The sequence below is a fragment of the Streptomyces sp. NPDC001157 genome (assembly GCF_053598255.1).
Genome location: NZ_JBSFJW010000019.1, coordinates 65129 through 88137 on the forward strand (window position 1 = coordinate 65129; position 23009 = coordinate 88137).

19 protein-coding genes are annotated in these 23009 nt (G+C 70.9%); 7 read left to right on the top strand and 12 right to left on the bottom strand.

Features of this window, described 5'->3' with window-relative positions:
- Positions 1-464 precede the first annotated feature (464 nt).
- The 3 genes from typA to ACWDAG_RS28560 all read right to left on the bottom strand — a co-directional run bounded on the left by typA (position 465) and on the right by ACWDAG_RS28560 (position 5464).
- Positions 465-2372: a translational GTPase TypA gene (typA, locus tag ACWDAG_RS28550; protein ID WP_450698411.1), complete on the bottom strand. Its 1908-nt coding sequence runs from the start codon at positions 2370-2372 to the stop codon at positions 465-467.
- Between the two features lie 134 nt (positions 2373-2506).
- The gene (locus tag ACWDAG_RS28555) at positions 2507-3187 is read right to left on the bottom strand and encodes a hypothetical protein (protein ID WP_450698412.1); all 681 of its coding nucleotides are present in this window, start codon (positions 3185-3187) and stop codon (positions 2507-2509) included.
- A gap of 126 nt (positions 3188-3313) precedes the next feature.
- Positions 3314-5464 carry an ABC transporter family substrate-binding protein gene (locus ACWDAG_RS28560; RefSeq protein ID WP_450698413.1) on the bottom strand — a complete coding sequence of 717 codons (2151 nt, stop codon included), beginning with the start codon at positions 5462-5464 and terminating at the stop codon, positions 3314-3316.
- A 332-nt stretch (positions 5465-5796) separates the two neighbouring features.
- On the opposite strand from ACWDAG_RS28560, the gene ACWDAG_RS28565 reads away from it, so the two are divergent.
- Genes ACWDAG_RS28565 through ACWDAG_RS28580 form a run of 4 tightly spaced genes read left to right on the top strand, consistent with a single transcriptional unit; the run spans position 5797 to position 9655 of the window.
- A complete protein-coding gene (locus ACWDAG_RS28565) occupies positions 5797-6087 on the top strand; it encodes a hypothetical protein (RefSeq protein WP_099931100.1) in 291 nt (96 codons plus the stop codon).
- A gap of 19 nt (positions 6088-6106) precedes the next feature.
- Positions 6107-6928: a hypothetical protein gene (locus ACWDAG_RS28570; RefSeq protein WP_450698414.1), complete on the top strand. Its 822-nt coding sequence runs from the start codon at positions 6107-6109 to the stop codon at positions 6926-6928.
- Positions 6929-6944: 16 nt separating this feature from the next.
- Positions 6945-8888 (top strand): fumarate reductase/succinate dehydrogenase flavoprotein subunit, encoded by a 1944-nt coding sequence (locus ACWDAG_RS28575; RefSeq protein WP_450698415.1) that lies wholly within the window; start codon positions 6945-6947, stop codon positions 8886-8888.
- Entirely contained in the window at positions 8885-9655 is a 771-nt protein-coding gene (locus tag ACWDAG_RS28580; protein ID WP_450698416.1) for a succinate dehydrogenase/fumarate reductase iron-sulfur subunit, read from the top strand. Before ACWDAG_RS28575 ends, ACWDAG_RS28580 begins: the two co-directional genes overlap by 4 nt.
- 21 nt (positions 9656-9676) lie before the next feature.
- Here the strand turns inward: ACWDAG_RS28580 and ACWDAG_RS28585 are convergent, their stop codons facing one another.
- Positions 9677-10834 carry a hypothetical protein gene (locus ACWDAG_RS28585; protein ID WP_450698417.1) on the bottom strand — a complete coding sequence of 386 codons (1158 nt, stop codon included), beginning with the start codon at positions 10832-10834 and terminating at the stop codon, positions 9677-9679.
- A gap of 218 nt (positions 10835-11052) precedes the next feature.
- On the opposite strand from ACWDAG_RS28585, the gene ACWDAG_RS28590 reads away from it, so the two are divergent.
- Entirely contained in the window at positions 11053-12507 is a 1455-nt protein-coding gene (locus ACWDAG_RS28590) for a hypothetical protein (protein WP_450698496.1), read from the top strand.
- Between the two features lie 152 nt (positions 12508-12659).
- Here ACWDAG_RS28590 and ACWDAG_RS28595 read toward each other — a convergent pair whose 3' ends face one another.
- From ACWDAG_RS28595 to ACWDAG_RS28625, 7 genes are all read right to left on the bottom strand, one after another.
- The gene (locus ACWDAG_RS28595; RefSeq protein WP_450698418.1) at positions 12660-15353 is read right to left on the bottom strand and encodes a SpoIIE family protein phosphatase; all 2694 of its coding nucleotides are present in this window, start codon (positions 15351-15353) and stop codon (positions 12660-12662) included.
- Between the two features lie 273 nt (positions 15354-15626).
- Complete coding sequence (locus ACWDAG_RS28600; protein ID WP_450698419.1) at positions 15627-16058, bottom strand: ATP-binding protein; 432 nt, start codon at positions 16056-16058, stop codon at positions 15627-15629.
- A gap of 226 nt (positions 16059-16284) precedes the next feature.
- Positions 16285-16683 carry a (deoxy)nucleoside triphosphate pyrophosphohydrolase gene (locus tag ACWDAG_RS28605; protein ID WP_450698420.1) on the bottom strand — a complete coding sequence of 133 codons (399 nt, stop codon included), beginning with the start codon at positions 16681-16683 and terminating at the stop codon, positions 16285-16287.
- A gap of 19 nt (positions 16684-16702) precedes the next feature.
- Positions 16703-16903, bottom strand: coding sequence for an SPOR domain-containing protein (locus tag ACWDAG_RS28610; RefSeq protein WP_450698421.1), 201 nt, complete (start codon positions 16901-16903; stop codon positions 16703-16705).
- Positions 16904-17255: 352 nt separating this feature from the next.
- Entirely contained in the window at positions 17256-18008 is a 753-nt protein-coding gene (locus tag ACWDAG_RS28615; protein ID WP_351462160.1) for a GntR family transcriptional regulator, read from the bottom strand.
- Positions 18009-18155: 147 nt separating this feature from the next.
- The gene (locus tag ACWDAG_RS28620) at positions 18156-19343 is read right to left on the bottom strand and encodes a DUF4190 domain-containing protein (protein WP_450698422.1); all 1188 of its coding nucleotides are present in this window, start codon (positions 19341-19343) and stop codon (positions 18156-18158) included.
- Between the two features lie 126 nt (positions 19344-19469).
- Positions 19470-19916, bottom strand: a complete 447-nt coding sequence (locus ACWDAG_RS28625) for a MarR family winged helix-turn-helix transcriptional regulator (protein ID WP_450698423.1) — start codon at positions 19914-19916, stop codon at positions 19470-19472.
- Positions 19917-20053: 137 nt separating this feature from the next.
- On the opposite strand from ACWDAG_RS28625, the gene ACWDAG_RS28630 reads away from it, so the two are divergent.
- Entirely contained in the window at positions 20054-21034 is a 981-nt protein-coding gene (locus ACWDAG_RS28630) for an SMP-30/gluconolactonase/LRE family protein (RefSeq protein ID WP_450698424.1), read from the top strand.
- A 15-nt stretch (positions 21035-21049) separates the two neighbouring features.
- Here the strand turns inward: ACWDAG_RS28630 and ACWDAG_RS28635 are convergent, their stop codons facing one another.
- Positions 21050-21874, bottom strand: a complete 825-nt coding sequence (locus tag ACWDAG_RS28635; protein WP_450698425.1) for an SDR family NAD(P)-dependent oxidoreductase — start codon at positions 21872-21874, stop codon at positions 21050-21052.
- Between the two features lie 111 nt (positions 21875-21985).
- On the opposite strand from ACWDAG_RS28635, the gene ACWDAG_RS28640 reads away from it, so the two are divergent.
- Positions 21986-22906 carry a LysR family transcriptional regulator gene (locus ACWDAG_RS28640; RefSeq protein WP_450698497.1) on the top strand — a complete coding sequence of 307 codons (921 nt, stop codon included), beginning with the start codon at positions 21986-21988 and terminating at the stop codon, positions 22904-22906.
- The last annotated feature ends 103 nt before the right edge of the window (positions 22907-23009 follow it).

Here is a 23009-nt window from a genome sequence, read left to right on the forward strand (position 1 = left end):
GTGTTGACCCGTTGATTCGAGCTCTACGCGCCTAACTATCTGCCATGTCCCATGGCCGAACCACACTCAAAAGGTCTCGGTTCGATCACACCTAGCGCGTACATCTTCCAAAATCCGGACAAAGGGTTTGCCGAAAGATCCCTGCGAAACGGACTTGTTACACATCTATCGGACCCGCATGTCCGTATACCGAACGCCCGGGGCATGAAAAATCGTTTGCGGATCCGCTGCCACTGTGCATGGGGCGTCTTTCGGCCAACGGGCCAGCGCCTCAAGGCCGTTCGCCGGCTCGCACAGGAGTCGGAAAGGAGTCGGAAAGGACTCACGCTGGCGGAAGCCTAGTGGGGCCCGAGCGGCCTTTGCCGATCCGGAACGAGAACTAGGGTTTTCCCTACCCTCGTCTCAACACGGACCCGGGCACCCCGCATTGCGGGGTGCCCGGGTCATTCGGGGAACGGCGTGGGTCAGCCGTGCTTGGCCCGGCTGGCCGCACGCGCGCGCTCGCGGGCGTCCAGGTTCACCTTGCGGATGCGGACCGCCTCCGGGGTCACCTCCACGCACTCGTCGTCGCGGCAGAACTCCAGCGACTGCTCCAGGGAGAGCTTGCGCGGCGGGACGATCGCCTCGAACGTGTCGGCCGAGGACGACCGCATGTTGGTGAGCTTCTTCTCCTTGGTGATGTTCACGTCCATGTCGTCGGAGCGCGAGTTCTCGCCGACGATCATGCCCTCGTACACCTCGGTGCCCGGCTCGACGAAGAGCACGCCGCGCTCCTGAAGGTTCGTCATCGCGAAGGCGGTGACGGCACCGGCGCGGTCGGCGACGAGGGAGCCGTTGTTGCGGGTCGTCAGCGTGCCGAACCACGGCTCGTGGCCCTCGTGGATGGAGTGGCCGATGCCCGTGCCGCGGGTCTGGGTCAGGAACTCGGTACGGAAGCCGATGAGACCGCGGGACGGGACCACGAACTCCATGCGGACCCAGCCCGAGCCGTGGTTGGACATGTTGTCCATGCGGCCCTTGCGGACGCCCATGAGCTGGGTGACGGCGCCCATGTGCTCCTCGGGCACGTCGATCGTCATGCGCTCGACCGGCTCGTAGACCTTGCCGTCGACGTCCTTCGTGACGACCTGCGGCTTGCCGATGGTCAGCTCGAAGCCCTCGCGGCGCATCTGCTCGACCAGGATGGCGAGCGCCAGCTCACCACGGCCCTGGACCTCCCAGGCGTCGGGACGCTCGGTGTCGAGCACGCGGAGGGAGACGTTACCGATCAGCTCGCGGTCGAGGCGGTCCTTGACCTGACGGGCGGTGACCTTGCGGTCCTTGACCGCGGCCTTGTTGTCGGCGCCCTTGCCGGTACCGCCACGGCCGACCAGCGGCGAGGTGTTCGTACCGATGGTCATCGAGATCGCCGGCTCGTCGACCGTGATCAGCGGCAGCGGGATCGGGTTCTCGGGGTCGGCGAGGGTCTCGCCGATCATGATGTCCGAGATACCGGCGACGGCACAGATGTCGCCCGGGCCGGCCACCTCGGCGGGCTTGCGGGTGAGCGCCTCGGTCATCAGCAGCTCGGTGATGCGCACGTTGGACATCGTGCCGTCACGCTTGATCCACGTGACGGTCTGGCCCTTGCGCAGCTCGCCCTGCTCGACGCGGAGCAGCGCGATGCGGCCGAGGAAGTTGTCGGCGTCCAGGTTGGTGACGTGCGCCTGGAGCGGGGCCGTCTCGTCGTACTCCGGAGCCGGGACGTGCGACAGGATCGTGGAGAAGAACGGCTCCAGGTTGGTGCTGTCGGCCGGGACGGTGCCGTCCTCCGGCTTGGTCAGCGAGGCGACACCGTCACGCGCACACGCGTACACGATGGGGAACTCGATCTGGTCCTCGTCCGCGTCCAGGTCGAGGAAGAGGTCGTAGGTCTCGTTGACGACCTCGTCGATCCGGGAGTCCGGGCGGTCCGTCTTGTTGATGCACAGGATGACGGGCAGGCGCTGCTGGAGCGCCTTGCGCAGCACGAAGCGGGTCTGCGGCAGCGGGCCCTCGGACGCGTCGACCAGCAGGACCACCGCGTCCACCATCGACAGACCGCGCTCGACCTCGCCACCGAAGTCGGCGTGGCCCGGGGTGTCGATGATGTTGATGGTGATGACGTCGCCGCCATCCTTGGGGTGGTACTTCACGGCCGTGTTCTTGGCCAGGATCGTGATGCCCTTCTCACGCTCCAGGTCGTTCGAGTCCATCATTCGGTCGTCGAGCGACTCGGCGGCGTGCGCTGCGAAGGCACCGGCCTGCTTCAGCATGGCGTCGACGAGGGTCGTCTTGCCGTGGTCGACGTGGGCGACGATGGCGACGTTGCGGATGTCGTGGCGCGTGGCCATGAAGGCGTACTCCTGGAGTGTGAGGAAGGCCGACGCGTACGTCTGTGTTACGCGGACCCTGCCGGGCTGAACACGCCACGGCCTTACACCATGGTACGGGGCGGCCGCGGCGGCGGCTCGCCGGGCGGCCGGGGTCAGGCGTTCCGGGTGGCCGGCGAGCCGGGTTCGCAGGAGTGCCGGGCGGCCTCACGCGCGATGCCCGAGTGGCCGACACTCTCCTGGCAGTCCAGGACGCCGGTGATGTCCTCCTGCCAGCTCCGTGCATGCCCCTTGGTTGTCGTACCGCCCGGGCACGTGTAGGTGAAGTCACCCGTGACCTCGCGCACCCCCTTGTACTTCACGGTCTCCCCGGCCCCCTCGACCGTGGTGCTGTCCCCGTCGAGGGACGGGGCCTTGGCGTGCACGTCGGTGAAGCCCGATGCGTCGCCGCCCTCCTCCGCCAGGGTGGGGGCGTCCGACTCGATCACGCCGGCCTTCTTGCCCAGCGAGAAGAGGACCTCCGCCGAGGAGACGGCCGGCCCTGAGACCTTCACCGATACCCGCGGGGTGTACACCCGCGTGAGCGGACCCGACAGCGGGCCGCCGCCCTTGCCCAACGTCTGCACCCCGGAGAAACCGGTCAGCTTCTCCGTCTTCTTGACGCCGGACCAGGTGAAGGTGCCGCCCGCGCAGGCCTTCGCCACGGCCGGGGCGCTGGTCTTGACGGCCGCCGCCTTGCCGTCGCCGTCTCCGCCCCCACTGCACCCCGTGAGCCCCGCCATCAGTGCCACTACGGCCAGTCCGGCCGCCCAGGTCTCCCGCGTGCTGCCGCGCATCCGACGTCCCCGTTCCCCCGCGCACGGACGCCCGGCGCCCGCCGCATGATCAATGGTCGGTTCATGCTGCGGTCGCCGGGCGGACCCGGACAAGAGATTTGAGCGATCCCAGAGCTACGGCACCGGTCAGCCGTCCGATGCAGGACTCCCCGACGGCTTCGCCCCCTTCTTCAGGAAGCCCATGTCCTCGTAGACCGGGGTCTGGAAACCGAAGGCCCCGGCGTTCACCAGGTTCTTGCTCGCGGCCGTCAGCTGGGGGCGCTGGTACAGCGGGATGGAGCCGGCGGCGGCCCAGATTCGGGAGTCGGCCTTGCGGATCAGGGAGAGGTTCTCGTCGGTGTCGAGGGTGGCGGCCGCCTGGTCGAAGAGGTGGTCGACCTGGTCGGTGCCGACGCGGGTGTAGTTCTGCTCGACGTCGAGGGAGCCGTCGGCGGCCGGGACCGGCTTGGCGTAGACGGGCCGGGCGTCGGTGGCCGGGAAGGCGGACGCGGGCCAGGAGTACAGGGCGAGGTCGAACTCCCCGGACGCGATGTGGTCCTTGAAGTAGCTCTCGTCGGAGACCTTGGTGATCCGGGTGCCGATGCCGACCCGCTGCAGCATGGTGCCGATCCGGTCGGCCACGGTCCGCAGGACCTGCGAGCCGGGTCCCGACGGCAGCACGAAACGCAGGGTGAGCGGCTTGCCGTCCTTGGCCAGCATCCCGGCGGCGGCACCGGCCGGGGCCGCGGTGCCCTTGGGCGCGTAGGCGCCGGGCGCGCCGCCGTGCCGGGGGTGTTGTCCGGCGTACTTGCCGTCGGCGAGGTGCCGGCCGGCGTGCTCGCCGCCCTTGGCCTTCTCGTCCTTCTTGCTGTGGCCCTTGGGGTCCTTGTGGTGGGCGCTCTTGTTGTCGCCGCCGTTGTCGTCCTCGCCGACGATGTACGTCCCGTCGTCGCCGTCCTCGGACTCGTCGGCCTTCCGGCCCTGGGCCCCGGCGGCCTTCTCACCCTTCTGCTTCTTCTTCTCCTCCCTGACCGGACCGCCGCGCACCCACCCGGCGTCCGCGAGCAGCGCCTGCGCCTCCCCGGTGTCCTGGCCGCCGAGCGCGCCGCTGTTGTCGGCGTAGGCGGCCTGCCCGGACAGCGCGAGATGGCTGCCGACGGGCACTGCGGGCAGCCCGAGCGGTTTGAGGACGGCCTCGGCGAGCGCCTTGCGGTCGAGGGCGCGGGCCACCGCGCGGCGGACGCGCTCGTCCGCGAGGGGGCCCTCGGCGCCGTTGAGGGCGAGCTGGGTGTAGACCGGCTCCAGCGACTTGCGGACCTCGAAACCGCTCAGGTCCTCGGCGTCGGCGGGCAGGGCCTTGGCGGCGGCCCGCCGGGCGCCCGGACCCTGCAGCGGGGTGGAGCCCTTGGCCTTGCCGGCCGGGTCGAGGCGCTGGGCGGCGGACGGGTCGATCTCGGCCAGGTCGATCTTCCCGGCGGCCAGCGCGGCGGGCCGCTCGTCGAGCGGTACGGCCATCAGGTCGATCTCGGAGAGCTTGGCGGGCCGGCCCCACCAGCGCGGGTTGCGGACCAGGCTGACCTGGCTGTTCCTGTGGTCGACCGCCTTCAGGGCGAAGGGCCCGGCGGTGACCTTGAGGGTCCTGCGCGCCCCGTCGTTGAAGGAGTCCGGCGTCCCCATGACGTCCTTGGGGTACAGCGGCGAGAACAGGGACTGCCAGTCGGCGTACGGCCGTGCGAAGGTGACCTTGACCTCGAGGTCGTTCGCGCCGCGCTCGATCTTCTCGATGCGGTCGTAGCCGGCGTTGCGGGCGGTCCAGTACGCGGTGTCCTTGCCGGACAGGGCGCGCCACTGGGCGGCGAAGTCGGCGGCGCCGATCTCGCGGCCGTCGCTCCAGACGGCCTGCTGGGCGAGCTTGTAGAGCACGACCTGCTTGGGCTCGGTCTGGACGATCTTGGCGGACTCCAGGTAGTCGGAGTTGCGCTGCGGCCGCCCGTTCGGGTCCAGCCGGTACATGGACGGGAGGACGGCCTGCGCGACGCGGTTCGTGACCGCGTCGGCGTCCGACTGGAACGTGTTCAGGGTCTCCGGTACGTCGTCCACGGCCCAGCGCAGGGTGCCGCCGTCGGCCACCAGGTCCCGGCCGGCGGGCGCGATGTCCGGCCCGGCAAGGGGCTTGCCCGCCGCGTCCTCGGAGGCACAGCCCGCGAGCACGGGCACCACGAGCACGCCCGCAGCGAGGAAGCCGACCGAACGCGCGACCGCGCCGGGCCTGGTCCTCAGTCTCCCGTGGTGGGACATCTTCGCTACCTCCGAGGCCGCTCCAGCCGGTGACACGGGTGGGGGTCTGTTCACATTTGGGCGTATTTTGGAGTTGATCAGATGTACGGCCCCACTGAAGAGGAAAGGGTTCGCCCACCGGGGGTGACACGGCGGCACAGCCGGGCAACCCCACTCGTACGGCCCAATGTGCGCCCCCGGCGCACACAGAGCGCTTGCAGGCGTGCACTGGAGGCGTGCAATCCGCCAATCGCTGCACATCCCTTCCCACCGGCAGGTGTGACGCGCAACACTCGCAGGCGCATGAACGTTGCCACCTGGGGCCTGACGGCCCATGGAAGTGAGGTCACGTCATGTCCGTGCAAGACGACCTGACGACAATGCAGCGCTGCCTGGACGACCTGTCCCGGTCGGTCGGCCGCCTGGAGAAGCAGTTGGGCAGCGGCGGCCTCGACATGCGCCGCGTCCGCGCCGACGCCGATCACCTGCGGGAGAGCGTCGCGCTCCTGCGCGAGGCGGCGTCGAGTCCGAGCGCACCGCGCAAGCCGGAACTCGTCACCATTCCCGACACCCCGTACGACCCCTCGCTGTGGATCGACACGGACGACGAAGGACTCGGCGCCCGCGACCGCCACGCCCCCTGAACCCGACCGGAGTCATGAGTTGGCCACTGGTACGGAACCACATCTGAACAGCGGCGGTGTACGCACCGGTACGCGCGCCGCGATCGACGCCCCGCATCTGCGGACCGACCGCTGGTGGCTGGCTCCGGCCGCCACCGCGGCCGGGTTGCTGGCCTTCATCGTGTACTCGACGTGGCGGGCCTTCGCGAACGCGGACTACTACTCGGCGCCGTATGTCTCCCCGTTCTACTCGCCGTGTCTTGCGGAGAACTGCAAGAACATGCCGTCGGGCCCGAACGCCGACCTCTTCGGAAGCTGGTGGGGCATCTCCCCCGCCATCATCATCCTGATCTTCCCGCTCGGCTTCCGCCTGACCTGCTACTACTACCGCAAGGCCTACTACCGGGGCTTCTGGGCCTCGCCCCCGGCCTGCGCGGTGGCCGAGCCGCACAAGAAGTACACCGGTGAGACCCGCTTCCCGCTGATCCTGCAGAACATCCACCGGTACTTCTTCTACGCCGCGATCCTGGTCGCGGGCGTGCTGACGTACGACACGGTGCTGTCCTTCCGCGACACGGACGAGAACTGGGGCCACATGGGCCTCGGCACCGTGGTGTTCCTGGTCAACATCACGCTGATCTGGGCGTACACGATCTCCTGCCACTCGTGCCGGCACATCGTCGGCGGCAAGCTCAAACACTTCTCCAAGCATCCCGTGCGCTACCGGGCGTGGCAGTTCGTGGGGAAGCTGAACGCCCGTCACATGCTGCTCGCCTGGGCGTCGTTGGTGAGCGTGGCGCTCGCCGACTTCTACGTCTACCTGGTGGCGTCCGGCGCCTTCGACGATCCGCGATTCTTCTGATGAGGGGTGCCTTCTGATGTCCGTGGTCGACCGCCAGGAGTGGGACGTGGTCGTGGTCGGCGCCGGAGGCGCCGGACTGCGTGCCGCCATCGAGGCGCGCGAGCGAGGCGCACGTACGGCAGTCATCTGCAAGTCGCTGTTCGGCAAGGCGCACACGGTGATGGCCGAGGGCGGCATCGCGGCGGCGATGGCCAATGTCAACGAGCACGACAACTGGCAGGTCCACTTCCGCGACACCATGCGCGGCGGCAAGTTCCTCAACCAGTGGCGGATGGCCGAGCTGCACGCGCAGGAGGCCCCGGACCGGGTGTGGGAGCTGGAGACCTGGGGCGCCCTCTTCGACCGTACGAAGGAAGGGAAGATCTCCCAGCGCAACTTCGGCGGCCACGAGTACCCGCGCCTCGCGCACGTCGGCGACCGTACGGGGCTCGAACTCATCCGCACGCTCCAGCAGAAGATCGTCTCCCTCCAGCAGGAGGACCATCGCGAGACAGGTGACTACGAGTCCCGTCTGAAGGTCTTCCAGGAGTGCACGGTCACGAGGGTGCTGAAAGACGGCAGCCGGGTCTCCGGAGTCTTCGCCTACGAGCGTGAGACCGGCCGTTTCTTCGTCCTGGAAGCCCCTGCCGTGGTGATCGCGACGGGCGGCATCGGCAAGTCCTTCAAGGTGACGTCGAACTCGTGGGAGTACACGGGCGACGGGCACGCGCTCGCGCTGCTGGCCGGGGCGCCGCTGCTGAACATGGAGTTCGTGCAGTTCCATCCGACCGGGATGGTCTGGCCGCCTTCGGTGAAAGGCATCCTCGTCACCGAGTCGGTCCGCGGCGACGGCGGGGTGCTCAGGAACTCCGAGGGCAAGCGGTTCATGTTCGACTACATCCCCGACGTCTTCAAGGAGAAGTACGCGCAGTCGGAGGAGGAGGGCGACCGCTGGTACGAGGACCCGGACAACAACCGGCGCCCCCCGGAGCTGCTCCCCCGTGACGAGGTCGCCCGCGCGATCAACTCCGAGGTGAAGGCGGGCCGCGGCTCCCCGCACGGCGGTGTCTTCCTGGACGTCTCGACGCGTATGCCCGCCGAGGTCATCCGGCGCCGACTGCCATCCATGTACCACCAGTTCAAGGAGCTGGCGGACGTCGACATCACCGCGGAGGCGATGGAGGTCGGACCGACCTGTCACTACGTGATGGGCGGTGTCGCGGTCGAGTCCGACACCGCCGCCGCACGCGGGGTGCCGGGCCTGTTCGCGGCCGGTGAGGTCGCGGGCGGGATGCACGGCTCCAACCGCCTCGGCGGCAACTCCCTCTCCGACCTGCTGGTGTTCGGACGCCGGGCGGGCTGGCACGCGGCCGAGTACTCGGCGGCCCTGGCCTTCGAACGCCCCGCCGTCGACGACGTCCAGGTCGACACCGCGGCCGCGGAGGCACTGCGCCCCTTCTCCGCCGAGGGTCCGGCGCCCGGCGCGGACGACGGCCGCCCGCCGGAGAACCCGTACACCCTGCACCAGGAACTCCAGCAGACCATGAACGACCTCGTGGGCATCATCCGCCGCGAGGGCGAGATGGAACAGGCACTGGAGAAGCTGGCGGATCTGCGGGTACGGGCCCGCCGGGCCGGTGTCGAGGGGCACCGCCAGTTCAACCCCGGCTGGCATCTCGCGCTGGACCTGCGGAACATGCTGCTGGTCAGCGAGTGTGTGGCCCGGGCGGCCCTGGAGCGCTCGGAGTCGCGCGGCGGCCACACCCGCGAGGACCATCCGACGATGGACCGCAAGTGGCGCAACATCAACCTGCTGTGCCAACTGATCGACCCCACGGGCGGGCTGGCGGCGACGGACCCCGTGCAGGGCCAGATCGCCCTCTCCCGTGAGACCACCGAACCCATCCGCGCCGACCTGCTCGCCCTCTTCGACAAGGAGGAGCTGGTCAAGTACCTCGCCGAAGAGGAGCTCTACGAGTGAGCAGCTACGAGGCCCGCTTCAAGGTCTGGCGGGGCGATGTCAAGAGCGGCGGCCTGGAGGGCTTCAAGGTCGAAGTCAACGAGGGCGAGGTGGTCCTGGACATCATCCACCGCCTCCAGGCCACCCAGGCCCCTGATCTGGCCGTCCGCTGGAACTGCAAGGCGGGCAAGTGCGGTTCGTGCTCCGCCGAGATCAACGGGCGGCCGCGGCTGATGTGCATGACGCGGATGTCGGTGTTCACGAAGGAGGAGACGATCACGGTCACGCCCCTGCGTGCCTTCCCTGTCGTACGGGATCTCGTCACCGACGTCGGGTTCAACTACACCAAGGCGCGCGAGGTCCCGGCGTTCGTGCCGCCGGAGGGTGTGGGGCCCGGCGAGTACCGGATGATGCAGGAGGACGTGGACCGCTCGCAGGAGTTCCGCAAGTGCATCGAGTGCTTCCTGTGCCAGGACACCTGCCATGTCGTGCGGGACCACGAGGAGAACAAGACGGCGTTCGCGGGGCCCCGCTTCCTGATGCGGGTGGCGGAGCTGGACATGCATCCGCTGGACGCCGCCGCCGAGGGCGGACTCGACCGCAAGAAGACCGCTCAGGACGAACACGGCCTCGGCTACTGCAACATCACCAAGTGCTGCACCGAGGTCTGCCCCGAGGGCATCAAGATCACGGACAATGCGCTGATCCCCTTGAAGGAACGGGCGGTCGACCGCAAGTACGACCCGTTGGTGTGGCTGGGGTCGAAGATCAGGCGGCGGACGTCGTAGACCGCGGTGGGACGGCCGGGTTCAGCGAACCCAGCCGTCCCGGTACGCCCTCCAGTCCGCCTCCGTGGCCGCGAAGTCGACGTAGAGCGCGACGCCGAAGCGGGATCGGTCCGCGTCCGTGCGGGACAGGCCGAGACGGACGCCACGGACAGCAGCCGGGACGGTCTCGGCATGGTTCCAGTGGCCGAACCGGTTCTCGTGGTAGAAGGGCAGGCCCATCAGCAGGTCGGTGGAGGGCGGGGTGACCTCCAGGGCGAGCGAGGTCTGCTGGGCGACATAGCCGCCGTACAGGCTCTGCAGCGGCTGCATGGTGTCGTACGACATCACGGCGATCTGGTCGACCCTGCGTGCGACCTGCCCGAAGAACCTCTGCGACCACCACTTCGGGTGTCCGGCGACCGTGCCCCAGAAGGCGTGGAAGCCGGGGAGCGGGTCGATCTGGTGCGCGGCGACGGACAGCAGGGCGTGGTGCGCGCGGGTGACGGAGCGGAGGGAGTCGAGGAGGGTCAGGTAGTCGCGGTCGCCGGAGTGGAGGGGTTCCAGGTCGAAGTGGACGCCGTCGAAGCCCGTCGCCAGGATCTCGCGGGTGGAGGCGACGACGGCCGCGCGGGTCGCCGGCCGCTCCAGACGCATCCCCGTCGGGCCCTCGGTCGCCAGTACGTCGCCCAGCCAGGCCTGGACGCGGAGCCGCGGCGCTCGGCCGTGCAGGACGTTTATGAGCCAACTCGCCTTGGGGTACGCGGACTTGGGGAGGGTGCCGTTGTGTTCCAGGGGGCCCGCGTGGACGTACAGGTCGTGGATGCCGGTGGCTTTCAGGCGGTCGGCGAGGGCTGTGACGTCGGCGTCGGTCTTGCGACCGTCGACCCAGGCGTGGCCCAGCCAGATGGCGTCGCGGTTCCTGGTGTACGTGCCCTTCTCGGGGTCGCCGGTGTAGTTCAGGCGGAGGGCGGATTCGGCGGCGAGGAGGGGGACGAGGAGGGCCAGGACCACGGCGAGGGTCAGACGTCGCCATCGGCGGGACGGCGGCTTTGCCGCCCCGGCTTCGTCAGGTGGCCCCAGTGGGGCGTCCTCGCCGTCGGCGGCTGCGGGGGTGTGCGTGGTCGCCGGCGGGTCCGCCAGGGTGGTTTCCTCCGTGCCGCTGCCCTTGTGGGCCCCCGTCCCGTTTCCCGCGCGCTCCATCCCCGCTCCCCCTCGTCGATCCGGTCCCATCGCGCCCCACCTCCCCCACCCCTGCCCCACCCCGCTCGCGCGGCCGCATTCCTACTCATACGCTCCGAAATGTGACGTCACCTTTGATCCGGGGCCGGCCGCGGCGCGCCACCGCTCACATATCCGTGCGAGTGCTGCACACCGTGGTGGGTGGGCTGGCCGCGGTGGTGTGGCTGGTGTTGCCATGGATGACGATCAGCAGTGATGTGGCGGTTCCGGCCGCCCCCGCGCACCCGGCCGCCGCGAGCGCCGCCGCGCCGGAGCAGGACGAGACGTCGGCCGCCGACCTGGTGCTGCCGCTGGTCGCGGTGGGCGCGGTGGTCGTGGTCGCGGGGTACGGCTATGTACGGCGCAAACGGCGCGCCCGGACACGTACGACACCCGGTGGTGGCCCGGCCCCCGCCGGACCCGCCGCACCGCCGCTCTCCGAACTCGACGAACGGGTACGGGCCTTGCTGGTCGAGGCCGACGACTGGGTGCGCACCAGCCTGGAGGAACTCGCATTCGCCGAGGCGCGGTCCGGGGCGGACTCGGTGGCGCCGTTCGTACGGGCCGTGCGGGACGCCGAGGCCGAGCTGTCCGCCGCCTTTCGGATGCGGCAGCAGTACGACGACGGTGTTCCGGAGGACGAGACGTCCCGGCGGCATGCGCTCGCCGGGATGATCGGGCGGTGCCAGGAGGCGGGGCGGCGGCTGGACGCGGAAGCCGCGGGGTTCGACCTGCTGCGCGCGCTGGAGAGCGCGGACGGTCTGGGCGAGGCGCTGGAGGTCGCGGAGGACCGGTTCCGTGCGCTGGCCGCGCGTACGGGCGGCGCAGGGGCGACACTGGCCGCTCTCGCCGGGCGGTACGGGTCCGCCGCGGTCGACGCCGTCACCGGGCATGCCGAACAGGCCAAGGACCGCCTGGTGTTCGCCACGACCCGGCTGAACCAGGCTCGCCAGGCGGCCGACCTGGGGGAGGCAGCGGATGCGGCACGTCATCTGCGGGCCGCCGAGGGCGCGACAGCCCAGGCCGAGGTGTTCGTGGCCGGCATCGAGCGGCTCGCCGCCGATCTGGCCTCGGCCGCGGGGTTGGTGCCGGCCGCCCTCACCGGGGCGGAGGCGGAGCTCGCGGGCGCGCGGACAGGCGCGGGGGACCTCCCCGCCGGTGAGCTGCACGCCCGCGCCGCGCACGCCGACCTCGTCCTGACGGCCGTACGAGAAGAGCTGACGTCAGGGCCGTACGACCCGCTCGACGCCCTCCGGCTGCTCGTGCGGGGGCTTGCGCCGGTGGGTGTGGGCCGGGCCGGCGTGCTGTCGGTCGCCGCGTCGCTGGTCGCGCGCAGTGCCGTGGCCGCCGCCGACGCCTTCGTCACCACACACCGGAGAGCCGTCGGGAGCACGGCGCGCACCCGGCTGGCGGAGGCGGAGCGACTGCTCACCGAGGAGCCCTCGGACCTGCTCACCGCCGACGCCCTGGCCCGCCGGGCACGCGAACTCGCCGAACGGGACGTACGGGTGCACGGCAGCCCGACGGCCGGGGCTGCCGAGCACGAGACCGGCGCCGCGGGGGCGATCCTCGGTGGGGTGCTGCTGAGCGATGGCTCACCATCAAGCTTCGGCGGACCCCGCACTCAGGCCCGCCGGGCCGCGACCCCGCCCTGAAGGGGCGCGGGGCTGTGTCGACATGCGGCTCCGCCGCGCGGACGCGACCAGTGGACCGCGCCCCAAAGGGGCGGGGGGAACTGCGCGACCAGCCACAACACACCTGCAGTCGCCCGACAACAGAAACCCCACACCCAATAGGCGCCCCCGGCTCAAAACAGACTCAGCAACGCCTCCGCCGGATCCGCCAGCCCCGTCTCCCCGTCCGGCAACGGCAGTTCGAACCACACGGTCTTGCCGCGAGGCGTCCGCCGGGAGCCCCACGCCGCGCTCAGGAGGCCGACGAGCTGCAGGCCCCGGCCGCCCTCGTCGGTGTCGCGGGCCCGGCGGCGGCGGGGCTGGACGAGTCCCGAGTCCCAGACCTCGCAGACCAGCGTGCGGTCCAGCAGGAGCCGCAGTCTTATCTCGCCCTCGCCGTACCGCAGGGCGTTGGTGACCAGCTCGCTGACCAGCAACTCCGTTGTGTCGACGAGGGGTTCGAGGTCCCAGGACAGCAGCTGGCCGCGGGCGTACTCGCGGGCCCTGCCCACGCTGCGCGGCTCGCGGGGCAGAGTCCAGTCGCCGACGGAATCGACGGGCAGGCCCTGGACGCGGGCCATCAGCAGGGCGATGTCGTCCTCACCGTGGTGGGTGTCGAGGGTGTTGAGGACCTGGTCGCAGACGTCCTCCAGGGGTGCGGAGGGGTCCGTGAGCGCGCCGACGAACGCCTGGAGGCCCTCGTCCAGCGGATGGTCGCGCGATTCGACCAGTCCATCCGTGTAGAGCGCCAACAGTGCACCTTCGGGTAGTTCGACCTCGACCTCCTCGAAGGGCTCCCCGCCGACACCGAGCGGCATGCCCGGCGGCACGTCGAGCATCAGCGCGTCCTCGCCGGGTTCGACCAGCACGGGCGGCAGATGGCCCGCGTTGGCGAAGGTGCAGCGGCGGGTGACGGAGTCGTAGACCGCGTAGACGCAGGTGGCGAGGTACACCTCGGATAGGTCCGCCTCGCGGGGGCGGCGGGCCGCGCGGGTGGCCTGCTGGACGCCGCCGGGTGCGCCGAGGCCCCGGGCGATCTCGTCCAACGCGCTCAGCACTTCCGCCGGTTCCAGGTCGAGGAGGGCGAGGGTCCGGACCGCCGAACGGAGTTCGCCCATCGCCACGGCCGCGCGCAGGCCGCGGCCCATGACGTCCCCGACGACCAACGCCGTGCGGTGGCCGGGCAGTTCGATCACGTCGAACCAGTCGCCGCCGACCTCGCTGGGGCGGTCGGCGGAGGAGTTGCCCGGCAGATAGCGGCAGGCGATGTCCAGGCCGGAGGCGACCGGGTCGCCCGGCGGGAGCAGCGAGCGCTGCAGTATCAGGGCGCGTTCGTGCTCACGGCGGTACAGGCGCGCGTTGTCGATACAGACGGCGGCGCGCGCCGCGAGCTCCACCGCCAGATCCCGGTCCCGGTCCCCGAACGGCTCGCTGCCCTTCGTACGGGCGAACTGGGCGAGTCCTACGACGGTGTCGTGGGCGACCATCGGCACGGCCAGCGTGGACTGGACGAGGCCGCCCTCCTCGGCGGGGACGAGCTGGGTGCGGGCGGTGCGCAGGGCGTCCGCACAGGGGGAGTTGAAGGGGTAGTGGTGGACCGCGCCGACGGCTACCGGTGCGCCACCCCCGACGAACGGTGCGTCGGAGACCGCACTCGCGAAGGCGACCCGGCGCAGTTCCGCGCTGCCGTCGGCGAGGCCCGGCGGGGTCTCGTCACCCGCCAGCAGGCCCTGGTAGAGGTCGACCGTGGCGAGGTCGCAGAAGCCGGGAACGACGACGTCGAGGAGTTCCCGAGCCGTTGTCTCCAGGTCGAGGGAGTTGCCGATACGAGCGCCTGCCTCGTTGAGGAGGGCGAGATTGCGCCGCGCGGCAGCGGCCTCGCGGGCCGCGGCGCGGCGGGAGGTGATGTCGGTTCCGAGCCATGCGACGCCGATGGGGCGGCCGGAGCCGCTGTGCACGCGGTACAGGTTGATGGACCAGTGCCGGCGGTCCTCGGAACCCGGCACAAAGCCCGTGACGTGCATGTCCGTGATGGAGTTGCCGGTCTCCAGGACCCGGCGCAGGGTCGCCGCGACCCGCTCGGCCTCGGGCCGCTGCAGATAGTCGTGGACACCGCGGCCGCGGTGGTCGTCGGGCGTGCCGCCGAAGGTGTTCGCAAACTGCTCGTTGACGCGGCGGACCCGCAGGTCGGGGTCGATCAGCAGGAAGCCGAAAGGAGATTGACCGAAAATCGACTGCGAGGCGGCAAGGTCGGTCTCGATGCTGCGCAGGGTGCGTACGTCGACGACGATGCAGACGGCGGCCTTCTCGCCCTCCTCGGTCCGCGTCGGCATCACATAGACCTCGGCGAGCCCCTCCCGTCCGCTCTCCCCCGGTGCCGCGCCGGGCTGCCGGAAGGGGACCACTCCGGTCCACTCCCGCCCGTCGAGAATCTCGGCCATCTTGCGCTGCCCCTGCTCCCGCAGGTCGGGGTCGATGAACGCCTCGATGGGGTCCATGCCGACCGCGCGCTCGGCGGGGATCCCGAAGAGCTGCTCGGCGCGCAGGCTCCACTGGTCGACGAGCCCGTCCGGGCCGATGGAGAAGGACGCGACCTTGATGTAGTCGTAGATGGAGCCGGGCGGACTGCTCTGCCACATGGCGTCACCGTGAGGTGTTCCGTCGGTCCCGTGGGATCCGTCGGATCCGTCGGATCCATGGAAGGAGGACAGGCCCGTCCCGCCCGCCGTCCCGCTCGTCACATCGGCCGCGGCATCACCCGCGGCCTCCGCCCTCGCGCCGTCCGACGGGTCCTCGGACTCCGTGGCCCTCGCTGGTATCTCGCTCACGCGAACCGTCCCCTCCAGCTCACCGCGCCCGGCACCGGTCACCGGGAGCGGCTGCCCGCAGTATCCAGCACTACGGCGCCGCACAACACGGTGTTCACGATCACAGCACGGTCCCGACGGTTTTCGGTCCCGGCTGCGACAACACTTCCAGTCTTCTAACCAGCCAACACCTCCTCGAATCACGCGCGCCGGACACTGCCACCGGCCTGAACCAGACGGTCTACAGGGCGGGTGTTCGCGTACAGCGCCCGAAGGGGCCGTCCGGGAACCGGCTCAGCCGGGCAGGGCGAGTTCGAACCACACCGTCTTGCCCGCCTCGCCGGGCCGGGTGCCCCAGCGGCGCGAGGAGTGGGCCACGAGTTGCAGCCCGCGGCCGCTCTCGTCCTCGGGGCGGGCGACGCGTTCGCGCGGCGGGTCGGGGAGCGGGTCGGAGACCTCCACCAGCAGGACGTCCTCGAGGCCTGCGGGCCGTACGAGGCGGACGCCGATGGGTCCGGTGGCGTGCCGCAGGGAGTTGGTCACCAGCTCGCTGACCAGCAGGGCCGTGAGATCACCGAGGGCGTCGAGCTCCCAGGTGCGCAGCTGGCCGCGGACGGCGGTGCGGGCGCTGCGGACGGCTCCCGGTTCCGCGGGGAAGCTCCACTCGGCGCAGTCGCCTTCTGTGTCGATCACGCCGATCACTTCCCAGGCCAGAAGCCCACCCATGTCCGGTTTCGTGGGGTTAATGGGCACATACCCGATATCCAGCGTGCAGTACCGCCTGCGGCGGGAGCTTGCTCCGCTGGGGCGCCCTCCGCTGGGGGCGCCGAGCGCCTATGAGCTCGGGGGTGCGGGTTGCCTGGCGGCTGCGGGTGGGTCGTGGCTGGTCGCGCCCACGCGGCGGAGCCGCATATCAATACAGCCCCGCGCCCCTGGGGGTGGGGGTTCGCCCCTACCCCTCAGAGGCAGCCAACTCTTGGACCGCCGGGATGTCCTGGTCCAGCCATGGCACATCCCACAGCTCGTCCGGTGTGAGCCAGCGCAGTTCGTCGTGGTCCTGAAGCGGCTTGGGGTCCGGGGAGCCCGGGCGCAGGCGGGCCGTCCACACCTGGAGGACGTACGGCGGCTTCAGCGGCCACTCGCCCGGTACGCGCGCCACGGCCTCGGCGTCCACGCCGAGTTCTTCGTGCAGTTCGCGCACGAGGGCGGCGTCGGGGGTCTCGCCCGGTTCGACCTTGCCGCCGGGGAGTTCCCAGCGGCCGGCGAGTTCGGGAGGCGCGCTGCGGCGCGCCGCGAGCAGGCGGTCACCGTCGTACAGGGCGGCGCCCACCACCACGATCCGTTCCGTCATGCGCGGGAGCCTACGGGAGTCAGTTGGCCGTGACTGTTCCGCTCTGCCCGTTCTGACCTATGCGCTCGACCCAGTACAGCTGCTTGTGTCCGCGGTCGTCGAGGCTGTCCGCGATCCTCTGGGCCTCGGCCCGGGTCGCGTACCGGCCCACGCGGTATTGATTGCCGTTGTCGTCCTGCCGAATGACGAGCCAGGGAAGCGTGATCGTGCTGTCGTTCATCGCGCCCCACCGCTCCTTCCCACCGCGGCCCGACCGCTCCTCGCCCGCGGTTGGCGCCGTGCCCCACCCTCTAAGGAAACCGCAATCCGCATATGCCCGAGCCTACGCCTTACCTTTACGCAGCGAACACGGCTTTTCACAAAGAGGTACGCAACCGGCCAGGGCGAGGGGGGCGCACGGACCCGAATGCGCCGCGCGCGGGCGTCGACGCATCCGGTCAGCGGCATACCGGGCACGCATGGGGCGACCTGCGAGAACGGCCAGATTCCACCGGCGGACGGGTGGGCTCCGAGGCCGCGCGGAGAAGGCCGTGAGGAGAGGGCGGCGGAGTCAACTGCCGTAAGGGTGTGCGCTACTTCACTGGGAGGTGGTACGCCACGCGGTAGCGATCGGCCGGGATGACCACGTCGGCCGTCTCCACGGGGCGGCCCGAGGCGAAGAAGGTGCGCTGGATGACCAGGACGACATGACCCGGGACGCCGCCGAGGGTCACCAGTTCCTCGGCGAGGCCGGGGCGGGCGCCGACCTCCTCAGTGACGTTGTCCACGATCACGTCGATCGCCGCCATGCGCTCGACGACTCCCATGCCGCCGAGCGGGCCCTCCTCGGGGAGCATCACGGGGGTGCGGCCGGTGACCGCGAGGGGCTCCCAGGAGGTGGAGAGCATCATCGCCTCGCCGGCCTCGCGGAAGACGTACCTCGTGCACATCACGCGGTCGCCGGGCTTGATGTCGAGCCGCTCCGCGACGGAGCTGCTCGCCTCGGCCTGGGCGCTGCTGGACTCCCAGGTGCCGCGCCCCTCGCCGTCGGCCTGCTCCTGGCGGAAGGGGGTCGCCCCGCCGGCCGGGCGGAACCCGGAGCGAGCCACACTGCGGGGTACCGGGCGCTCGCGGACGTATGTCCCCGATCCGGAGCGGCCCTCGACCAGGCCCTCCGCCATCAGCACCTTGCGCGCCTCCAGCGCGACGGTGTCCGAGACGCCGTACTCCTCGCGGATCCTGGCCTGTGAGGGCAGTCGGGTGTGCGGTGGCAGCGAACCGTTGACGATCTTCTTGCGGAGATCACCCGCGACACGCAGGTACGCCGGCTGCTCACCGAAAGTCACTGGCCGCTCCCATCAGGTTGTACAGACAGCAACAGCGTGGCAACCGTAGGTTGTGCCGTGCAAGCAAAGGCCAGAGAATCACTCGATGTGATGACATGTGCCCCCGGAGGGCTTTACGCAGGCACTTTCTCCCCGCTATAGCCGCGGTCACACCTCGAACTCGGAGCTGCCTCCGGTGCCGTCCCCGCCGTCGTCGCCGTCCCGGGTCTCGGGCGGGGTGGCGGCCAGGCCCAGAGCCTTGCGGGCGGTCACGGCGCGGTCGGGTGTCGAGAGCGCCATGACGAGGTCGTAGTGCTCGTAGAAGCTGTTCGCGTCAGCGGCCTTGGCGGCGCGCGCCCATTCCTCCTGTCGCGCCGCAACCTCCTTGGCGACCTTCGCGACCGGCGTCCTGGCGCCGGCCGGCCACGGGTGCTCGCGCAGCATCCGGGCCTCCTCGGTGAGCGCGGCCGACATCTGTCCGGCCCACTGGCGACTGGCCCGCAGATCGTCGTCGGGGCTGTCCGGGGGCTGCCGGTCCAGGGCGGCGTTCTCGACGTCGACGGCCTGGAGATAGGCGGCCTGGTCGGTGTCCAGGGTCTGCCTGTCGTTGCGCAGTGAGCCCTTCAGGCCGGCCTTCTCGTCGGTGTTGCCGAACAGACAGGTGACCTCGCGGTCGCCGTACCGCCAGCTCTGCCGGCTCGGCGTCAGGTAGTACACGTCGACGTCGTCGGGCACGGCCCAGACGTCCATGGCGTAGCCGTAGCGCAGTGCGTAGCACCTGGTGTCGGCGGCGTCCGTGACCTCGCCGTCGCCGGGGTACTCGGCGCCGCCCGGCATCCGGAAGGAGGCGAAGACCTCGGCGTCGTGCAGATCGGCGCAGGGCACCTTGTCGACGTCGTAGGCCATGCCGTCCAGGGATCCGCTCGGGGAGTCGAAGCACTCGCCCTTGGTGAGGGAGTAGGCGCTCCCGTGGTCGCGTGCGGTGTCCTTCACCCAGCCGTCGAAGGCGGCACCGCCGACCGGCACAGCCACCCACAGCACGAGCCCGAGGCCGGAGAGCACCGCACCGGTGACGGCCATCGCCCTGCCCCGCTCGCCACTCCTCCTGATCTGGCGCAGCGCGACCAGCCCCAGCAGCAGCCCGAGGGCCGGAACGAAGCAGAGGATGCCGAGGATCAGGGCGGCGATCGCGACCCCGTTGACCGGGGCGGGAGTGTTGTACGGACGGTAGCCCTGCCCCCAGGGCTGGTACGGGTACGGCCCGGGAGCCGCGTAGGGCCCCTGGGCGTACTGGCCCGGCGGGTACGGCCCTTGGGGTTCCTGGGGCCCAGGCCCGGGAGGCGGGGGTGTGGACACGGCTGCCGTGCTCCTGCTTCGGAAGACTGACGCACAGGCCTGACGCACAGAACTGGCGTACAGAACTGACGTACGACTGGGCGCATGGTAAGCGTGCGGTGAGGAAAAGAGGACCCCAGACCTCCGTTATGCCCGCCCGCGCTCCGTCTCCAGCAGTTCCACGCACCGCCCCAGCAGCCCGACCAGTGCCGCGCGTTCCTCGTCCGTGAACTCGGCGGCCAGGGCCCGTTCGACGCGTACGGCGCGGGCGTCCGCGTCGGCCATGACGGCGCGGCCCTCGTCGGTGAGGCGGGTCTCCAGGACGTTCCTGTGCCACTCATGGGGGGTGCGTTCGATCAGGGCGCGGTCCTGGAGGTTGTTCAGGACCGTGTTCATCGTCGGCGGGGTGACTCCGCACAGGCGGGCCAGGGCCGCGGCCGAGATGCCGGGGTTCTCGGAGAGGTGGAGCAGCGCCGAGTACTGCGCCACCGTCACACCGGCCGGTTTGAGGACGGCGGCCTTGGTCGCGCTGAGAGCCTGTTCGGCCCGCTTGAGATGGGAGCCGAGGCGCTCGGACACGGGCATGGACGTCATCTCCGCATGGTAGCGGCCTCTTTCGACGATCAACATGCACCCGTCAGTTAATGCATTGACGAGCATTAGAGTTCTAATCTACGTTCAGATGCGCAAGTGAGTGAGTACCGAACCGACCCGAAACGAGAGGCACCGACGTGTCCCGTTCGATCCACCGCCGTACCTTCCTGACCACCGCCGCCGCGCTGGCCGGCGCCGTGGCGCTGCCCGCGACGGCCGCCCGTGCCGCCGCCGCACCCCGCATCAGCACCGCCTTCACGCTCCCCGAGGACCGCGCCTACCCCGAAGGCATCGCGCTCGACGCACGCACCGGGGACGCCTATGTCGGCTCGTACACGACGGGTGCGGTGTACCGGGCCGTGCGCGGCAGCCGTGCGGCCGAGGTCTTCCTGCCGGCCGGCACCGACGGCCGTACCACCGCCAACGGCCTGAAGGCCGACCGGGCCGGGCGGCTGTGGGTCATCGACTCCACCGCCGGGGTGGACGTCTACGACCTGCGCACCCGTGCCCTGCTCGCACGCTTCACCGTCCCCGGCAGCAGCCCCTCCTTCGTCAACGACCTGGCGCTGGGGCCGGACGGCGCGGCCTACCTCACCGACAGCTCCCGCCCGGTGGTCTACCGCGTCACCCCGGCCGACCTGGCCCGCGCCCGCGGCGGCAGCGCGACGCTCGACGCCGCCTACGACCTGAGCGCCGTGGCCCCCTCCGAGGGGCTCCTCCTCAACGGCATAGTCGCCGACCCGTCGGGGCGGTACCTGCTCGCCGTCGACATGACGGGCGGCGGCCTGTACCGGGTGGGCACAGCCACCGGATCCGTACGCCAAGTCGCTCTGGACGGCGGCGACTTGAAGCACGGCGACGGCCTGGAGCTGGCGCACGGCACGCTGTGGGCCGCGCACAACGCCACCAACACCCTCAGCCGCTGGCGGCTGTCCCCGGACGGCATCTCGGCCCACCTGGAGCGGCAGTTCACCGACCCCGCGCTGCAGATCCCGACCACCCTCGCCCGCACCCACGGGCGGCTGCTGGTCGTCCGCTCGCAGTTCGACAAGGGCGGGCCGATGGGGCCGGGGGTGCCCGAGGAGCCGTTCACCGTGGCGTGGGTGGACGGGATCTGAGGGCCGGTCGGGCGGTCAGTCGCGGAAGCCCGTGCGGCGGGTGCGCTTCTCCCAGGCGAGGACGTCGTCGCGCACCTGGTCGAGGTGGTCGAGGACCGCACTCACGCCGTCGTCGCCGAGCGGCAGGCGCAGCGGGGTCTGTCCCGCCTCCAGCGCGGCCAGGATGAGCGCCGCCGCCTTGGCCGGGTCGCCGGCCCGGTCGTCGAAGCCGGCGTCGACCATCGCGCGCGTGCCGCCCACGGTGGCGTACGCCCCGCCGTCGGCGCTGGCCTGCGTCCCCTCGTACAGCGACGTACGGAAGGCGCCCGGTTCGACGACGAGGACCTTGATGCCGTACTCGGCGACCTCGCCCGCGAGCGCCTCGGACATGCCCTCCAGGGCGAACTTCGTTCCGCTGTACGCCGAGAAGCCGGGATAGGACGTCTGCCCGCCCATGCTGCTCATCTGCACGATGGCGCCCGAGCGCCGGGAGCGCATGTACGGCAGTACGGCGCGCACCAGGGCGGCGGGGCCGAAGACGTGCACGTCGAACAGGGCGCGCAGTTCGTCGTCGGTGGTCTCCTCGAAGGCGCCGACATGGCCGCGGCCTGCGTTGTTGACCAGGACGTCGATGCGTCCGTGCCGCGCCACCACGTCCCGTACGGCAGGTTCGGCGGCCGTCGTGTCCGCGACATCGAGCCGCAGCGCCTCGACCTGGTCGGGATGGTCGTCCACGAGGTCGTCCAGCCCCTCGGGCCGCCGCGCGGCGCCCACCACGACGTCGCCGTCGGCGACGGCGGCCTCGGCGACGGCCCGTCCGAGTCCGCTGCTGGCACCGGTGATCAGCCACACCTTGTTCACGAGAACCCACCCTCTCCGAGCAACGCTCCGAGTGCCTCCCTGAGCACTCCTGAACCAGGCTGCTCCTGTGGCGAGTTGCCCGTCCAAGACCTACGGTGACAACCGATGGTTATGACGGCGGACGTTCATGTGCGGGACCTGCGGTACTTCGTCACGGTCGCCGAGGAGCTGCACTTCACGCGCGCGGCCGAGCGGTTGTACGTCTCGCAGCCCGCGCTGAGCAAGCAGATCCGGGCGCTGGAGCGGCAGTTGGGGGTGGAGCTGCTGCGGCGCGACCGGCACGGCGTGGCGCTCACCGCGGCGGGCGCGGCGCTGCTGCCGCACGCCCGGCGGGTGCTGGACGCATGGGCACAGGGCGCGTCCGTGGTTGCCGAGGCGCGGGCCGAGCAGCGCAGCACGCTGGTGGTGGGCATGAGCACCAGCCCCGGCCGCGGCGGTCTGCTGCCCGCGATCCGCTCCCGCTTCACGGCCGCGCATCCCGAGGCCGCCGTCCGCCTGCGCCAGGTGAGCTGGGACGACCCGACCGCGGGTCTGGCGGACGCCGAAACGGACATGGCCTTCGTCTGGCTGCCCCTGCCCGGCCAGGACCGCTACGCCTGGACGGTCGTCGCCGAGGAACCCCGCCTGGTCGCCCTCCCCGACACCCACCCGCTCGCCTCCCGCCCCGAGATCGACTTCACGGACCTGGCCGAGGAGCCCTTCCTGGCCCTCCCGAAGAGCGCGGGCCCCCTACGGGACTACTGGCTGGCGGCCGAGGAACGCGAGGGGCGACTCCCCCGCATCGGCGCGGAGATCGCCAGCACGGAGGAGACCTACGAGGCCCTGGTCGCGGGCCTCGGCGTCTGCCTGGTGGCGGCGGGCAACGTCCCGCTGATCACGCTGGGCGGCGTGGTGACCCGCCCGGTGCGCGGACTTGCGCCCAGCCGGTACGTGCTGGCCTGGCGCAAGGGGGACCGCAGACCGCTGGTACGGGCGTATGCGGAGGCTTGCCGACAGGTGACGGAGCGGACCGGCGGCAATGAGACCGCGTGAGCGCCTGGACCCTCCGTATGCACACAGGGTCGCTGCCCCGTGGCAGGTCCGGGGCGGTCACCCGTTGATGATCTCGTGGCCCGGGCCTCGCCGAGCGGCTACC

What these genes read in the sequence shown, in the direction of transcription:
- typA (WP_450698411.1), bottom strand. Translation starts at nt 2,372, where the DNA reads ATGGCCACGCGCCACGACATCCGCAACGTCGCCATCGTCGCCCACGTC.
- ACWDAG_RS28625 (WP_450698423.1), bottom strand. Translation starts at nt 19,916, where the DNA reads ATGACGTCCATGCCCGTGTCCGAGCGCCTCGGCTCCCATCTCAAGCGG.
- ACWDAG_RS28600 (WP_450698419.1), bottom strand. Translation starts at nt 16,058, where the DNA reads ATGGGTGGGCTTCTGGCCTGGGAAGTGATCGGCGTGATCGACACAGAA.
- ACWDAG_RS28605 (WP_450698420.1), bottom strand. Translation starts at nt 16,683, where the DNA reads ATGACGGAACGGATCGTGGTGGTGGGCGCCGCCCTGTACGACGGTGAC.
- ACWDAG_RS28560 (WP_450698413.1), bottom strand. Translation starts at nt 5,464, where the DNA reads ATGTCCCACCACGGGAGACTGAGGACCAGGCCCGGCGCGGTCGCGCGT.
- ACWDAG_RS28575 (WP_450698415.1), top strand. Translation starts at nt 6,945, where the DNA reads ATGTCCGTGGTCGACCGCCAGGAGTGGGACGTGGTCGTGGTCGGCGCC.
- ACWDAG_RS28555 (WP_450698412.1), bottom strand. Translation starts at nt 3,187, where the DNA reads ATGCGCGGCAGCACGCGGGAGACCTGGGCGGCCGGACTGGCCGTAGTG.
- ACWDAG_RS28565 (WP_099931100.1), top strand. Translation starts at nt 5,797, where the DNA reads ATGTCCGTGCAAGACGACCTGACGACAATGCAGCGCTGCCTGGACGAC.
- ACWDAG_RS28585 (WP_450698417.1), bottom strand. Translation starts at nt 10,834, where the DNA reads ATGGAGCGCGCGGGAAACGGGACGGGGGCCCACAAGGGCAGCGGCACG.
- ACWDAG_RS28590 (WP_450698496.1), top strand. Translation starts at nt 11,053, where the DNA reads ATGACGATCAGCAGTGATGTGGCGGTTCCGGCCGCCCCCGCGCACCCG.
- ACWDAG_RS28640 (WP_450698497.1), top strand. Translation starts at nt 21,986, where the DNA reads ATGACGGCGGACGTTCATGTGCGGGACCTGCGGTACTTCGTCACGGTC.
- ACWDAG_RS28610 (WP_450698421.1), bottom strand. Translation starts at nt 16,903, where the DNA reads ATGAACGACAGCACGATCACGCTTCCCTGGCTCGTCATTCGGCAGGAC.